Source organism: Paraburkholderia sp. RL18-085-BIA-A, from assembly GCF_046027075.1.
Classification (GTDB): Bacteria; Pseudomonadota; Gammaproteobacteria; order Burkholderiales; family Burkholderiaceae; genus Paraburkholderia.
Genome location: NZ_JARESU010000059.1, coordinates 39,845 through 54,784, shown reverse-complemented (window position 1 = coordinate 54,784; position 14,940 = coordinate 39,845). Strand labels below are relative to the sequence as shown.

At 64.0% G+C, this 14,940-nt stretch carries 12 protein-coding genes; 3 read left to right on the top strand and 9 right to left on the bottom strand.

The annotated features are described in order from the left end of the window. Positions 1–35: 35 nt before the first annotated feature. The 6 genes from P0D89_RS30680 to P0D89_RS30655 form a co-directional block, all read right to left on the bottom strand. Entirely contained in the window at positions 36–1,451 is a 1,416-nt protein-coding gene (locus tag P0D89_RS30680) for an amidase (RefSeq protein WP_408377650.1), read from the bottom strand. A gap of 98 nt (positions 1,452–1,549) precedes the next feature. Further along, complete coding sequence (locus P0D89_RS30675) at positions 1,550–2,311, bottom strand: ABC transporter permease (RefSeq protein WP_408361825.1); 762 nt, start codon at positions 2,309–2,311, stop codon at positions 1,550–1,552. Further along, positions 2,308–3,234 (bottom strand): ABC transporter ATP-binding protein, encoded by a 927-nt coding sequence (locus tag P0D89_RS30670; protein ID WP_408361861.1) that lies wholly within the window; start codon positions 3,232–3,234, stop codon positions 2,308–2,310. Before P0D89_RS30670 ends, P0D89_RS30675 begins: the two co-directional genes overlap by 4 nt. Before the next feature lie 215 nt (positions 3,235–3,449). Continuing rightward, positions 3,450–3,938: a response regulator gene (locus P0D89_RS30665; RefSeq protein WP_408361826.1), complete on the bottom strand. Its 489-nt coding sequence runs from the start codon at positions 3,936–3,938 to the stop codon at positions 3,450–3,452. After that, positions 3,914–5,605: a tannase/feruloyl esterase family alpha/beta hydrolase gene (locus tag P0D89_RS30660; RefSeq protein WP_408377648.1), complete on the bottom strand. Its 1,692-nt coding sequence runs from the start codon at positions 5,603–5,605 to the stop codon at positions 3,914–3,916. Before P0D89_RS30660 ends, P0D89_RS30665 begins: the two co-directional genes overlap by 25 nt. Continuing rightward, positions 5,602–6,708: an OpgC domain-containing protein gene (locus P0D89_RS30655; protein ID WP_408377646.1), complete on the bottom strand. Its 1,107-nt coding sequence runs from the start codon at positions 6,706–6,708 to the stop codon at positions 5,602–5,604. The genes P0D89_RS30660 and P0D89_RS30655 overlap by 4 nt, the downstream gene beginning before the upstream one ends. 598 nt (positions 6,709–7,306) lie before the next feature. Here P0D89_RS30655 and P0D89_RS30650 point away from each other — a divergent pair. Next, positions 7,307–8,491 (top strand): acyltransferase family protein, encoded by a 1,185-nt coding sequence (locus P0D89_RS30650; RefSeq protein ID WP_408377644.1) that lies wholly within the window; start codon positions 7,307–7,309, stop codon positions 8,489–8,491. A gap of 105 nt (positions 8,492–8,596) precedes the next feature. After that, positions 8,597–8,854 (top strand): hypothetical protein, encoded by a 258-nt coding sequence (locus tag P0D89_RS30645; RefSeq protein WP_408377642.1) that lies wholly within the window; start codon positions 8,597–8,599, stop codon positions 8,852–8,854. A gap of 368 nt (positions 8,855–9,222) precedes the next feature. On the opposite strand, the gene P0D89_RS30640 is transcribed toward P0D89_RS30645, so the two are convergent. Together P0D89_RS30640 and P0D89_RS30635 are read right to left on the bottom strand one after the other, a co-directional pair. Beyond that, entirely contained in the window at positions 9,223–11,127 is a 1,905-nt protein-coding gene (locus P0D89_RS30640; RefSeq protein ID WP_408377640.1) for an ATP-dependent metallopeptidase FtsH/Yme1/Tma family protein, read from the bottom strand. Between the two features lie 767 nt (positions 11,128–11,894). Further along, complete coding sequence (locus tag P0D89_RS30635; RefSeq protein ID WP_408377638.1) at positions 11,895–12,179, bottom strand: hypothetical protein; 285 nt, start codon at positions 12,177–12,179, stop codon at positions 11,895–11,897. A 324-nt stretch (positions 12,180–12,503) separates the two neighbouring features. Here P0D89_RS30635 and P0D89_RS30630 point away from each other — a divergent pair, with 324 nt between their 5' ends. Further along, positions 12,504–13,541, top strand: a complete 1,038-nt coding sequence (locus P0D89_RS30630) for an AraC family transcriptional regulator (RefSeq protein WP_408377636.1) — start codon at positions 12,504–12,506, stop codon at positions 13,539–13,541. A 3-nt stretch (positions 13,542–13,544) separates the two neighbouring features. Here P0D89_RS30630 and P0D89_RS30625 read toward each other — a convergent pair whose 3' ends face one another. Then, complete coding sequence (locus P0D89_RS30625) at positions 13,545–14,855, bottom strand: MFS transporter (RefSeq protein WP_408377634.1); 1,311 nt, start codon at positions 14,853–14,855, stop codon at positions 13,545–13,547. Positions 14,856–14,940 lie beyond the last annotated feature (85 nt).

Below are 14,940 nucleotides of genomic sequence, written 5' to 3'. Positions count from 1 at the left end.
GAGTACACGCATGGACCTACGCGCTGAGCAACCGCTCAGCGCACTTGCGGCTCGCGGGTCGCCCACGTGCCGATGATCTCCTCCACCGCCCGCGCCGCCGACAGCAATGCCGCTTCGCCCCGCACCTTGCCGACGATCTGAATGCCCACCGGCAATCCGCTCGCGCTCATCCCGCATGGAATCGCGATGACCGGCATGCCGGTGAGCGTCAGCGCGTAGGTGATCGCGAGCCAGTCGATGTAGGTGTCGAAGTGCTGGCCGGCCGCGTCGCGGATGTCACGCGCTTCGACCGGAAACGGCAGCACGATCGACGCCGGGCAGATCAGCACGTCATAGCGTTGCAGCAGCGCAGTCATCTTGTGGAACAGTTCGGCGCGCGTGCGCTGCGCCGAGCGCATCGCACGGTTGTCCAGTTGCAGACCGAACTCGATGTTCCAGATCACGTTCGGGTTCAGCACGTCGCGATGCTGCGCGAGCACGTCCTCGTAATTGGTCGCGTAGGCGATGCCGCGCAGTGTGTGGAACGCCTGGGTCGCCGCGCTCAGATCGAGATCGCTTTCATCCACGCCGATGCCGGCCCCTGCAAGCCGGTCCATGGTCTGACGGCAGATCGCGAGAATCTCCGGTTCGGCCGTGGCGATGCCGAGCCCCGCGCTGAATGCGACGCGCGCCGGGCGCTTGGGGCTGCGCGCATACGCGAGAAACGAACCCGCCGGCTCGACCAGCGACAGCGGCGCGCTATCCACTTCGCCGCACATCGCGTCGAGCAGCAGCGCCGCGTCGGTCACGTTGCGCGCCATCGGCCCATGAATGCCGAGCGTGTCGTAGGGATTGGCGGCCGGGCCGTATGACACGCGCCCCGGCGTCGGCCGCAGACCCACCACGCCGCAGAACGCCGACGGCGTGCGCAACGACCCCGCCAGATCGGAGCCCTGCGCGACCCACGCGGTGCCCGACGCCAACGCGGCCGCCGCGCCGCCGGACGAGCCGCCCGCCGAGCGCGACAAATCCCACGGATTGCGCGTGATGCCGAACACGCTGTTGTACGTATGGCCGCCCGAGCCGAACTCCGGCGTGTTCGATTTCGCGTAGACCACGCCGCCGTGCGCTTCGAGCAGCGTCACGCCGGCGTCCGACGCGGTGGGAATGCGGTCGCGGTAGACCAGCGAGCCACGCGTGGTGCGCACGCCCGCGACGTCGGTCAGGTCCTTGATCGGGACCGGCAGGCCGCATAGCAGGCCACGCTCGGCCACCGACTTTTTAAGCAGCGCATCGGCATGCGCGTGCGCGCGCTCGAAACACAGGGTGGGTAGCGCATTGACCTGCGGCTCGACGCGCGCCACCTGCGCGGCCAGCGTGTCGAGCAGGTCATGCGGACTCAGCGCCTCCTCGCGCAACAGTTCGACGACATCGCACGCGCTTCGCTCAATCAGACTCAGATCAACGGACATGGTGGCAATGGGCTCCGTAGTGAAGGTGGCCATCAGTTTCGCATGCCGCGTTCAGGAGCGCCGCGAATCCCGCACGATGCACGACGCCTCACGCACCCTCAGCTCTTGAGCCGGTACCCGGTCCGGAAGATCCAGCCGACGATCAGCAGAAACACCGCGAGAAACAACGCGGTCATGCCGAGACTCAAGCCGACGTTCACGTCGGCGAGGCCGAAGAAACTCCAGCGAAAGCCGCTCACCAGATAGACGATCGGATTGAACAGCGTCACGACGCGCCAGAACGGCGGCAGCATGTTCACCGAATAGAAACTGCCGCCGAGAAAGGTCAGCGGCGTGACGATCAAAAGCGGCACGAGTTGCAGCTTCTCGAAGCCGTCCGCCCAGATGCCGATGATGAACCCGAGCAGGCTGAAGGTCACCGCCGTCAGCACGAGAAACAGCACCATCCAGAACGGATGCTGGATCTGCAGCGGCACGAACAGTCCGGCGGTCGCGAGAATGATCAATCCGAGCAGGATCGACTTGGTGGCCGCCGCGCCCACATAGCTCACCACGATCTCCAGGTACGACACCGGCGCCGACAACAGCTCGTAGATCGTGCCGGTAAAGCGCGGAAAGTAAATCCCGAACGACGCGTTCGAAATGCTTTGCGACAGCAACGACAGCATGATCAGCCCCGGCACGATGAACGCGCCGTAGCTGATGCCGTCCACTTCCTTGATGCGCGAGCCGATCGCCGAGCCGAACACAACGAAGTAAAGCGATGTCGAAATAACCGGCGCGATGATGCTTTGCATCAGCGTGCGCCAGGTGCGCGCCATCTCGAACTTGTAGATCGCGCGCATTGCGTAGATATTCATTGGTCACCTCGGAGCAGACTGACGAAGATGTCTTCGAGCGAACTCTGCGTGGTATGCAGGTCCTTGAAGCGGATGCCGGCGTCGTCGAGCGCCTTGAGCAGCGCGATGATGTCGGTGCGGCCGCCCTCGCCTTCGTAGGTGTAGATCAGCTCGTTGCCGTCCTTCGCGACGGCCAGCGCGTAGCCGGCCAGCGACGCCGGCACTTGCGTGAGCGGGCTGTCCAGCTGCAGCGTCAGTTGCTTCTTGCCGAGCTTGCGCATCAGCTCCGTCTTCTCTTCGACCAGCATGATCTCGCCGCCGCTGATCACGCCGATGCGATCGGCCATTTCCTCGGCCTCGTCGATGTAGTGCGTGGTGAGGATGATCGTCACGCCGTTCTCGGCGAGCGAGCGAACCAGCTTCCACATGTCGCGCCGCAATTCGACGTCCACGCCGGCGGTCGGCTCGTCGAGGAATAGCACCCGCGGTTCGTGCGACAGCGCCTTGGCGATCAGCACGCGGCGCTTCATGCCGCCCGACAGCGTGATGATTTTGCTGTCGCGCTTATCCCACAGCGACAGGTCGCGCAACACTTTCTCGATGTACGCCGGGTTTTTCGGCTTGCCGAACAGCCCGCGGCTGAACGACACGGTCGCCCAGACGGATTCGAAGGAATCGGTGGTCAACTCCTGCGGCACGAGGCCGATCAGCGAGCGAGCGCCGCGATAGTCGGCGGCGATGTCGCGGCCGTCCACGATGACGCTGCCCACGCTGGCATTGACGATGCCGCAGATGATGCTGATGAGGGTGGTCTTGCCCGCGCCATTCGGGCCGAGCAAGGCAAAAATTTCTCCACGGTTGATAGCCAGGTTGATATTTTTGAGCGCATGAAAACCGCTGGCATAGGTTTTCGAGAGGTTCGTGACCGAGACGATTGGCTGCATGGATTCGACGATGGCAGACACCACTATCTGATTGGAAGGAGCGGCGCGAACGCGCGGCCGCCCCCGCAATGTAATGGAAAGTGTGAAACCGTGCAGCGGGTCGAACGGGCGATGTGGGCCGGACTATCGGAAGACGCGCGCCGCGATGGCACGGCGGGACGCACGGCGCAGCGGGCCTGCGGTTCGCTGCACTGCAAAATAGTTCGGGTTCCGTATCAATATGGACAAGCGTGCGGACGACCATGAGCGCCAGCACCGCGCGCCGCCCAGCACGCGTTGTGCGCCTGGCGCTGCCCGACGGGAAAGCGGCTCGCGATCAGCAGCGCATTGACCGTGGCGGCCCGCTCGCGCAGCTCCAACGCGAGCTGAAAACCGTCCATGCCCGGCAGGCCCAGATCGAGCAGCACGATTTTCAACACGAACTCTTCGGCAAGTTCGAGCGCGGTCACGGCCTCGTGCGCAACACGCACGTCGTGACCATCCGACTCCAGCACCGGCGGCATTCCCACCGCGGCGTCGACGCTGTCATCCACCCGCAGCAGGCGCAGCGCCGCCGACGCGGGTTGGTCGGCGTGAGCGAGGTGAGTCAGCGGCAGACATACGACGAATTCGCTGCCCTTGCCGGGCCCCTGCCCGCTGTATTCATTTGCGCCTGCTTCACTCCGCCTCGACCATCGCCTCAAGGTTCGGAAGATTCGGAGCACACGAAACTGCTCGCCTGATTCACGTTGCCTTTGCCGGTGTAGCGCGGAAACAGCGGGTAGCGGCACAACGGCCGCGAGCGTCCATTGGTCGCCGCGGCGATGTCGGTTGCCGTCAAGGTCTCGGGCGCCGTGCCGCGCGTCACCCAGTTGTCGAGCGCGCCCAGCAGATCCACTGACGGAATGAACACGCCGCTGCCGTGCTGAAACCCCGGCACCATGTAGAGCCGCATGAAACCGTCGACCTGCGCGGCGCCGAAGCGATCGATCAGCGCCTGATGGTACGCGATCGTCTGATTCGGGCTGATCACTTCGTCGGCGAGGCCTTGCAACGTAATGAGCTTGCCGCCGTGCCCGATGTAGCGCGACAGGTCGGGGTTCATCGCGCCGATCGTCTGCGATAACGCAATCAGCTGCGCGCGATATTTGCCCGGATGTTTCGGATCGAATCGCAGCGAATCGAAGTCCGCATCCCGCGCGACGAAGTAGCGGATGTAGCCGTCGCCTTGCGCGAACAGATAGCCGTTGGCAAAGAACGTCGGCACCGGCGAGCGCTCCCGCTGATGCGCGAGCCCGAGCATTCCGGTCAGATGCGTGCCTTGAAAAACGTTGTAGCCGCGATAACCGCCGACGTCCCAAGCGAGACGGTACGGCAACGACAGGCCATCGCGCATCACGAGCAGTGTGGAGAGTTGCGGGTCGGTGAGGCATTGATCGTCGCTTGTAGTCGTGGCTCCCGCGCAGCGCAACGCGTCGACGATCTCCGCTTCGTGCGCGCGGCACGCGGCGACATTGCTGACGATGCCATCCGCCGCGCCGTCGAGCCGGTCACACGCGGCAAGCGTGCGTTGATACACGCGCTCCAGCAACAGCGGTGGAACGAAGCCGCCGGGCGTCGCGTATTCCGCGTGGCCCAGCTTCACGCCGATCAAGCGCACGCCGGAAAAATTGAGCGCGGGGGAATTGGCGATCACGCCGTCGTAGTCGTCGGGAAAGCGCTGCATCACGGTGTAGCCTTCGCGCCCGCCGGTCGAGCCGCCGGCAAAATACATGCGCTGCGGCGGCCTGCCATACGTGCGCGCGATCAACGCGACGGCCGCATCGTGAGTCTTCTTCAGGTGTGCGTAGCCGAAATTGGTCACCGCTTCGTCGACGAGCCCAAAGACCGCGAGCGAAGAATCGCCGACATGCCCCGAGTCGTCGCCGAACGTCGCATAGCCCTGCGCGAGCGGCGCGCGGTCCGGCGAAAACGGCATTACACCGGTGCCGCTCACCACTACGCCGTTATAACCGCCGCCGCCGATCTGCAGCGCGCGGCCGTTCCATCGGCGCGGCAGATTCAGATCGAAACGGATATCAGGCGTGCTCGCTTTGAGCGCCTTGATGCGGCCCGTGATGCGGCAATACTCGCCGCCTTGCTGATTGCCGGGTGCGGTGGCCCGCACCATCGTCGCGCTTTCGATCTGCGCGCCGGCAGTGGGCAACGCAATCAGTTCAGGAGGCAACACCGCACCCGCGAATTCGGCGCAACGCATTGCGAGCGAGGCATCTTGGGGCGCGGCAAGCGCGGGTTGAGCCGGGTGAGCCGCGAGCCATAACAGCGCGCCAGCGGCCTTGGCGGCCGTGTGCGCATTGCGCGTGAAACGCCTGCGGCGCCACCGCACCGTCATCCGTAGCCCGCGCCATTGGCCGGCGCACCCGACTGCTGCCCTTTCCAGCCGCTCCAGCCGCGCGCGATCATCAGCACGGCGCCGATCGCGACCAGATCGCCGCCCAGCCCGATCAGCACGCCGCGAAAGCCATGAAACGTGTGCGGCGTCGCCGTGTCGACGATCAACGACACCAGCGTGCCCGTGACAAAACACACGAGCCCGGTGCGGCCGACCGTCACCACGGCGGGCAGGCGCTGCGCGAGCCGCGCGACGCAACCCATCCGCACGTACTGCGCGGCCAGCCAGGCAATCACGAGAAAGTTGATCACACGATCCACGGACAGATTCTGTTTAAGCGTGCCGGGCAATGGTTGCGTCAGCACGAAGAGTTTGACGACGGCGAACGCCAGCACCGCGACCACCGCGGCCAGCGTCAACCAGCGCGCGCTGCGGCTTGCGTGGAAGCGTTCGCTGATGGGCTGCACCCGGCACAGAATGCCGAGCACGAACATCAGTTGCCACGCAAACGGATTAAAAGCCCAGTCAGCCATGTCGTCAATGCTGAATAACGCGGCCAGCGGCCGGGCGAGCGCCCAGATCGCCACGCTCAGGCCCAACGCCATCAGCGACGAACGGCGCGCGAGCGGCACGACGAAAGGCACGCCCAGCGCGAAAATCACGTACATGGGCAGCACGCTCGACAGATACGGCTGCCGCCGCAGCACCGCGATGTCGAACGCCTCGCGTAGCGGCTGACCCGAGAAAGGCAGCCAACCGGTCAACTCGACCATCGGCGGATTCAGATGCAGCAGCGCGAGCAGCGCGCCGGACACGAGCGTCAAGACTGCCGTCAATAAGTACGCACGATAGATTTCCCAGCAGCGCCTGAAGAAGCGCATCCTCGCCGCGTTTTCGCCGCGGCCCGCGAGCACCGCCGCATACGCCGCCGCCGATGCATAGCCGCCGAGAAACACGAACACTTCGGCCGAGTCGCACAACGCATACGCGTGCAACATCAGATGCGATAACGTGCTGCCGGGAATGTGATCCAGCACGATGACGATCAGCACGACGCCGCGAAAGAAATCCACTTCGATCGAGCGTCCCCGGCGAATTTCCATTCGTGTCCTCGCACAATGATGGCGCGCGACGCGCCGTGAGCCTCGGTCAATCGACCGCTGTATTCGTGGCAACACATCGTAGGAATACGAGGAGAATAAATTGTTCCGGCCACCCCCGTACGCGTCGCCGTTGGGCGCTGACAACCACCCTCTAATTTCCGCGCACGTAGCGGCGATCTGAAATTCGGCTGTCGGCGTGCGGTAATACTGAGTCGTCGCGGTTCGAAATGCGGCAACTTTTGCGGCAAGTTTTGCGGCTTTCATATCGGAAGCGCGAGAACGACCGGCAATACGCGACGAAAAAAATTCACTGAACGCGTCATGCGATTTTTTTCGCTTTTTTTCATCGTACGATGCTTGCAAGCTTGCCCGCCGAAGCTCGTGCGCTTGTCTCGCACGATGCCCTCTTCCGGCGGCGGCCACTCATGTGGACCGGACACGCTGCCGACTGATCCGCGATCGGCCGGCTCGCCGAGCGTCGTGACGACGCCTCATTTTCCCGCCGAACCCGGCTTCGCCGGCGCCGGCACTCCGGTCCTTCCACCACGCCCTGAACGGCAGCGCCTCGCGCGTGGCCTTCGCTCTGGAAGACAACCACATGAACAACAGGATTGCCGGCTTCGACGGATTGCGCGCCATCGCAGTGCTGATGGTGTTTTTCCAGCACCGCCTGTTTGGCGACATCGGCGAGATCGGTCATCTCGGCGTGTGGATCTTCTTCGCGCTGAGCGGCTTTCTGATCATCGGCATTCTTTCTACGCAACGCGCGCGCATCGAAACCGGGGGCAGCGGGTTCGGCGCCGAACTCAAGCGCTTTCTGTTTCGCCGGACCTTGCGCATCTTTCCGATCTACTACTTGATGCTGACGGTGATGTGCGTGCTGATGGCATTCGGATTCGCGAGTCCTGAACTCGCGAGCGGCATGCCGTTTCATTTCGCTTATCTGTCGAACTTCTGGATCGGCACGGTGCTACGTTACTGGCCGGGGCGCTATTCGCATTTGTGGAGTCTCGCGATTGAAGAGCAGTTCTATCTGGTGGTCGCGCCGTTATTGCTGCTGCTTGCCGCGCGGCGGCATCGCGCGGTGTGCTGGGCAATCGTCGCGCTCGGACTGGGCTCTTTGCTGGCGATGCGCGCCGCGCATTGGGAAGAGATCACGATCTACACGCATCCGCTGAGCAACTTCTGGTTGCTGGCGCTAGGCGGCATTGGCGGCCTGATGATCGCGCGCGAACAGAGCCGCGTGCGCGCGTGGCTCGGACACGGCCTCACGCTGTTCGCTCTGAGTCTCGGCCTCGTGGGCTTGTGCGCGACCGAGCCGACATGGAGCACGCTCGACAATCCGCTTCTGTTCACCGCGGTCAGCGCTTTATACGGCGTCTGCATTGCGGCGCTCGTGTGTTCGATTGCCTGCTGCCGCAACGCCGTCGTGATCGGTCTGCTCGAAACGGGCTGGCTGGTGAGCTTCGGCCGCATCAGCTACGGCTTTTATCTCTATCACAATCTGATCCCCGACCTCGCCCGCAACCATCGCGCAGAAGCGCTCTTCGGCGGCACGGTGCCGCTCTGGGCGCACGCCGTGGGCATCGCGGCGTCGTTTGCGATCTCGCTCGCGATCGCGGTTCTGTCGTGGCGGCTGATCGAAGAGCCGATTCTCCGGCTGAAGACACGGCGTCGGCCGGCGCATGCAACGCCGGTTGTTGCAGCGGGAACGATAGCCACTGTGGCGCCTCGCAACGAGCGGACGTTGCGCGAAGACAGCACGGCTTCCGACGCCGTCTAACCCGCGCCGCGATTTCGATCGCGGGAATCACCTCAGTCACATCAATCATGGCCGTGGTACGCGCATTGCTGCTCTCCTCACTAAACCCATCAACCGGAGAGCGTCATGGCAAACATGGCAAATCCCCCGAACGAATCCGATCGTGAGGCCGACGAAGACCCCGGCGGCGCGCCCACCGAGGTCTCCAAGCCCATCGGCAATGCAATTCCCACGCCGGTCGAGCCCGGTCTCGATCAGCCGCTGCCGCACAAAGGCGAAACGCCCCCGCCCGCCGACGAGGCGGACGACGCCAAAGCCGACCCTTTAGGCGAAACCGACCCGCCTCCCGGCGTTCCGCCACCGGGGCCGTCCGACTTCGCCTAGCGACGCTGGCCTGCGATGCCTTCCCAGTGCCGCCCCGGGTCGCCGACCGCTGGCGTCCACGGCCTCCTGACGAGGTGCCTGATAGATCGCGCCGACCATGGTCTGGACGGCAGTGTAGAGGGTCTCGCCGCGAATGACGGCTTTAATGAGTCTCGCATGATCGGTCACGCCCATTTCGAGCAACAGGACCACCCGCTGTCGTAACGAATGGTCAATGTACCGTGCAACCGGAATTCAGCGTATAGAAGCCCTTTTGCGAGCCGGTGAAAGAGCGCGGCGGATTCTAACTACGCCAGCCTCTCTTTGCAGGCGCAATGGGGGCATCGCGGGCGCGCCGCCAGGAAGGCCGCGCGCCCGGCAGAGCCAGCTCACGCCGCAGCCGGCTCGTGAACGATTGTCAGCGTGCTCTTGTGTTCGCGGATCAACCGATAAACCGTTTCGCCCGGAACGGTCTCGTGCTCCAGCAGTTCGTCGGCGATTGCGCGCAACACCGGCTCGTAGGCTTGCAGAAGGCCATAGCAGAGTTCGTTCAATTCCTTGAGCAGCACGTTCGCATGTTCGATCGCGCTCTTCATTTGCAGACCCGCGTACTGCGACGGCAGCGCCGCGAGGCTGAACAGATTGCCGTCGCTGTTGAAGCCGAACTTCGACACCATGTCGAGGCTGATCCGCGACGCTTCCTGCAAATCCGACGCGGCGCCGCTCGATGCTTCGGAGAACGTCAGAATTTCGGCGTTGCGGCCGCCGAGCAGAACCTGGATCTCGTTACGGATCTCGGTCTCACGATACAGATGCTTGTCCTGCGCCTTGGTGATGAGGGCGACACCCAGCGCGCCGCCGCGCGGCAGGATCGTCACCTCTTCCAGCACGCCGGTGCCGAGCAGCGCGGCGACCAGCCCATGCCCCGCCTCATGCACCGCGATGCGCGTGCGTTCGTCTTCGCTGAGCGCGCGCTCCGCGCCGCTCACGTCACCGATGCGCGCGATCTTGATTGCTTCCATGAAGTGCTTCGAGGCAATTTCCGTGTCGCCGGCCTTGCGCGCGACGAGCCCCGCCTGATTCACGACCATCGCCACCGTAGCCGGCGACAAGCCCGTGGTGAGACGCGCAAGCTGGTCATAGTCGATGTCCGCGGACTTCGACTTCAGCTTTTCCGCGTAGAAGCGGAAAATCTTCGCGCGGTCTTCGCGATCGGGCAAACGGACCTGCACGGTACGATCGAAACGGCCGGGCCGGCGCAGCGCCTCGTCGAGATTGTCCGGATGATTGGTCGCGGCAACGACGATGACCCCTTCGTTCGAAGCGAAGCCGTCCATCTCCGCCAGCAACTGGTTGATGATGCGATTGCTCTCGGCTTCGACCGGACCGCCGCCCGTGTCGGTGCGTTTCGCGAGACCGTCGGCTTCATCTATGAAGATCACCGTAGGAGCGTTCTTGCGCGCCAGTTCGAACAGATGCTTGACCTTCTGGATGCCCACGCCATAGTACTTCGCGCTGAAATAGCTGCCCGTGATCGAGATGAAGCTCGCGCCGCATTCGCCGGCGAGCGCCTGCGCGAGCCGGGTCTTGCCGACGCCCGGACCGCCCACCATCAGAATGCCGCACGGCGCGCGCACGCCCATCGACGTGAACTGCTTCGGATCGGACAGGTAGCCGCGAATGTCCGCGAGCGCGGCCTTCGCTTCGCCCGCGCCGATCACGTCGTCGAAACGCAGCGCGGGCGTTTCGGTGAGCAGCGTCGCGCCGCCTTTCATTTCGCGCCGCATGAACCAGACCATCCCGCCGATCAGCAGTAGCGGCAACAGCACGCTGATGGCGTCGCGCAAGTGGTCGAGCGCCTGGGTCCAGTGCGCGCCGCCGGCCTGGATGTCCGCGTCGGGCAGCCACACGAGTTGATACGGCGCGGCCTGGCCGGCCTTGGGCTCGCCTAGCAGCAGCGCATGCGAGAACGTCGCGTTGTGGTCGGTGACGAAGTACTTCGAGCCGTCGCGCGTCGACACCAGAATGGCGCTGGGGCTTACGCCGATCGCGACGACGTTCGCGTCGTGAATATCGCGCAGCATCTGCGATGCATCTCTCTCTTCGTGGGTCCATGCCGACGTGCCGTGGCGCATCTGGCTCGCGATGCCGGTCAGCGCCGGCGCAGTCTGCGCGGCGCGCTGCTGGGAATACCACAAGCCCACGCCGAGCAGTACCGCGATGCATACGGCAAGCACCGCAAAGACGATCTTGCGAGTGCGTTTCTTTCCAAGCGAATGATTTCCCGGCTTCATGAGTCACTTCCAAAAACGGGCTCAAAGCGAGCCCCGATACTGGTCAAAATCAGGGAGGATGAGTTTGGCGAGGAAAATCGCTGATGCGAAACACCACGCGTGCAGGGAAGAAAGGACGACTGAAAAGAACAACCAGAAATATGTCCCTTTTAACCGCGTTCACTTCGGCCAGTATGTGGCGTAAGCGCGTCTTCCAAATCGCGGAAAAGGCCTGTTTCTACCGTCTTTCCGGGCAGTTTGCACTGCCGGAATCGAGGGAACGGACGATGGCGTAAAAGACCTTGCCGCACTGCTCAGGCGCACAGTTTATCAGCGCTAAATTAACTGCGTGTTTCGCATACTCAGTATTTAATCGCACCCTGTTTAAATACGGTCATAATTACCGCGAAAATGCCTTTATTAAATGGCTGCCTACGATTCATATGAAAATAGGCTGCGTAATTCCGGCTATTTTGGTCGGCTGTGAGGAGGCCGGTTTGCGCGCAAGATCGAAAGCAAAGCGGATGCAATGCGCGCCGGTTATGTGAGTGTCTGGGAAGATCATCGACCGCCGCTGATGGGCAAAACGGCCGGAAACGGCATGGATTCACGCCGCAAGTGTTCTGTTCGGTGATGGGCCGATGAGCGACGGACCTCTTTGGGCCCGTTCGCGTCATCGCCACTTTCTCTCAGGTCCTACAGTTTTTTATTACCGATGCCTGCCGGCATCGCTGTGGTTCTCCCCTGCTTGCTACTCCGGTCCTCGCGTTCCGTTCTTCTACTGGCTCTCAAGCGGCGGTGCGCCGCTTGAGCCCCAGTTGCGCTTGCATCGCCAGCCGTCCCTGCAGCCTCACGATGCGCTCGCGCTGACTCGCAATCAGTTCATGGGTTTCTTCAAGCGCGCGGAGGCGCTTTTCCCAATACTCATGGTCGAACGCATGCGGCACGCCGGCCGCGCTCCCGCGCGCCACGTACTCGACCATGTTCTCGAGATGCTGCAACTGGCTATCCACCAGACTGGCCGGACGCCGTCCACCGCCTTGCGCGGTCGGTTGCTTGCTCGTGCCGCTCATCTTTCCCACCCCGTGAATGACCTGCTGGCAAAGCGGTTACCTCGCACCCTTGCGCCGCGCATCGCGCTCGGCGCTCATTGACGCGCAGTTACGGATCCGGGGGCCGCCGCCAACTCCTGCACGGCGCCGCCAGCGAAAACGATCTGCAATCTAATCGTGTGACGATAATGCATCTTTTTTGTTAGGCTTTACCATGCGTCTCAATATTGGGCGACGACGTGCGAGATGCTCACTTTTTTTGGTTCGCTTGCGGTTCGGCTACCGATCCGCTTGCCGCCGTCCCTGCCACCGTAACTGCACCGACCTGCCAGCCGCGACCGACTCATGACCCACCGCTCACTGCCGCCACACCTGGCCGCGGCCGCCGCCGCCGATTCGCGCTCCGCCATTTCGACGAGCCGGTTCAGCACGCGCGGCCTCGCGGCGGACCAGCAGTTCCTCGCGTGGCGCCAGCGCGTAGGCCATGTGGTCGACGCGCCGCCGTCGAAGGAACAGGTCGCCGGGGGGTTCGATGGTGAAATCGATTTATATGCGGTCGGCGGCATGGTGTTCACCGACTGCAGCACCGATTCGATGCGTCTGGAACGCTCGGTGGCCCGCGTATCCACCGACACGCGGCGCGACTACGCGTTTCAACTCTTCCTGGAAGGCGAAGTCGGCCACGTGAGCGGCATGCGCAAAAAGCGCAGCGAAGTGGGCTCGGTGCAAGGCATCGTCGCGTTCGATCTGAACCAGCCGTTCCGCGCGGAACGCCCCAAATGCCGGCTGCTGAGCCTGTTCGTGCCGGCCAGCGTCGTCGACGAAGGTTTGCGCGACGGCGCCGGCATTCACGGCCGCATCGTGCAGAAGCAGTCACCGCTTGCCGGCGTGGTGCTGGATCATCTCGCGGCGGTCGCCCGCGAAATCCCGTCGCTCGATCCGGCCAGCGCAATCGACGCGCTGCACGCGGGCGCCCAGTTGCTGCTCGCCGCGTTCCGCAAGGCGGCACGCCTGAGCGGCGCGGACCGCGCGGCGCTGCAGGCCGTGTTGATGGGACAGGTGCGCCGTTATGTCGAGGCCAACCTGCATCACGACGACCTCACGCCAACCAGCGTGGTGCAGGCGTTGCAACTGAAACGCGCGACCATCTACCGCTGGTTCGAGCACGAGGGCGGGCTCGGCGCCTATATTCGCAATCGGCGGTTGCGGGAAGCGGCGGACGAATTGGTCCGTTTTCCGCATCTGCAGGTCGCGGAAATCGCGTATGGGCTGGGTTTCAAAAGCCCTTCCGACTTCACCCGCGCGTTTCGCCGCGCGTTCGACATGAGCCCGCAGGACATGCGCGCCCGCGCATTCGATCTGCGGCTTCGCAACGCGACGTAGCGTTCAGCCGGCCGGCCGTACCGCACCATCGGCGCACGCGAGGGGCGCCGTTCGTTCTGGAAACGCCTTCAGCGCGATCAGCGTCAGCACGGTCGCGCCCATCAGATACCAGGCCGGAATCATCGGATTGCCGGTCCGCTCGATCAGCCATGTCACGATGAACGGCGAAAAGCCGCCGAACAGCACCACGCCGAAGCTGTAGATCACCGACAACCCGGCCGCGCGCCGCTGCTCCGGAAAGGCTTCCATCATCAGCACCGAACTGGCGCCAGCATTGTTGACGGCTAGCGCCACATACGCCGTGATGATGACCAGCGCGGCGAGATCGCCCGCGCCGTGGGTCAGCGCGCGGAAAGCCAGCCACGTCACGCTCAGCGACGCCAGCAGCGACGCGTATTGCAAGGTCTTGCGGCTTGCGAGCCGGTCGGCTGCGCGCCCGATCAGCGGCGTCGTCACGAGGATCGCGAGGCCGGACAGGCAGGCCGTCAACAAGCTGATCGCCGGCGGACGATGCAGCGTCCGAACCAGATAGGCCGGCATGTAGAACACCGTGAGGTAGATACTCACCGAAGGCGCAGCCATCATCAGAATGCCGCAGACGAGCGGGCGTTTGTGCTCCGCGAACATCCGCCTTGGACTGAGCCGCACTCGCTGGCGTGGCGCGGCGGCCGGCATGCGGCGCCGCAGATACCAGCCGACCGGGCCGATCAGGCCGCCCAGCACGAACGGAATGCGCCATCCCCACTCGTGCATCGCGGCGGGCGACAGCAGCGCCGTGGTGGCCGCGCCGACCAGCGCGGCGGCGAACGCGGCCGCGCCCTGGCTCGCGCCGCGCCAACTCACCATGAAGCAGCGCTGCCCGTAGCCAGCCGACTCCATCAGGGAGGCCGACGCCGGGCCGATCTCGCCGCCCGAGGCGAGCCCTTGCATCAGCCGCGCGAGGACCATCAGCACGGTCGCGGCGGGACCGATCGACGCATAGCCCGGCACGCACGCGATCAGCCACGTGCCGAGCGTCATCAGCGTGAGCGATACGGTGAGGCCCGCCTTGCGGCCGCGACTGTCGGCGATGTGGCCGATCATCAGGGCGCCGAGCGGGCGCATCACGAAGCCCGCGCCGAAGGTGGCGAGAGAGAGCAACAGCGAAGCCGCCGGATTGTCCGACGGAAAAAACAGCTTGCCGATGATGACGGCCGAAAAGCTATAGACAGTGAAATCGTAGGCGACGAAGCCGTTGCCGATCACGATGGCGGTAATGATCCGCCGAAGTTCGGCGCGCGATGGCTGGGCGTGGATGCCGGCAGCAGTGTGCATAAGTGGTGGTCGACAGACTTGTCGCGATAGTCGGGGAAGCGGCTGGGGGAATCGTGAAGCTCAGTTCTTTAACGGCCCGCGAACG

Bases quoted from the DNA above. Each gene is read 5' to 3' on its own strand.
- P0D89_RS30680 (WP_408377650.1), bottom strand. From the start codon at position 1,451: ATGTCCGTTGATCTGAGTCTGATTGAGCGAAGCGCGTGCGATGTCGTC.
- P0D89_RS30675 (WP_408361825.1), bottom strand. From the start codon at position 2,311: ATGAATATCTACGCAATGCGCGCGATCTACAAGTTCGAGATGGCGCGC.
- P0D89_RS30670 (WP_408361861.1), bottom strand. From the start codon at position 3,234: ATGCAGCCAATCGTCTCGGTCACGAACCTCTCGAAAACCTATGCCAGC.
- P0D89_RS30660 (WP_408377648.1), bottom strand. From the start codon at position 5,605: ATGACGGTGCGGTGGCGCCGCAGGCGTTTCACGCGCAATGCGCACACG.
- P0D89_RS30655 (WP_408377646.1), bottom strand. From the start codon at position 6,708: ATGGAAATTCGCCGGGGACGCTCGATCGAAGTGGATTTCTTTCGCGGC.
- P0D89_RS30650 (WP_408377644.1), top strand. From the start codon at position 7,307: ATGAACAACAGGATTGCCGGCTTCGACGGATTGCGCGCCATCGCAGTG.
- P0D89_RS30645 (WP_408377642.1), top strand. From the start codon at position 8,597: ATGGCAAACATGGCAAATCCCCCGAACGAATCCGATCGTGAGGCCGAC.
- P0D89_RS30640 (WP_408377640.1), bottom strand. From the start codon at position 11,127: ATGAAGCCGGGAAATCATTCGCTTGGAAAGAAACGCACTCGCAAGATC.
- P0D89_RS30635 (WP_408377638.1), bottom strand. From the start codon at position 12,179: ATGAGCGGCACGAGCAAGCAACCGACCGCGCAAGGCGGTGGACGGCGT.
- P0D89_RS30630 (WP_408377636.1), top strand. From the start codon at position 12,504: ATGACCCACCGCTCACTGCCGCCACACCTGGCCGCGGCCGCCGCCGCC.
- P0D89_RS30625 (WP_408377634.1), bottom strand. From the start codon at position 14,855: ATGCACACTGCTGCCGGCATCCACGCCCAGCCATCGCGCGCCGAACTT.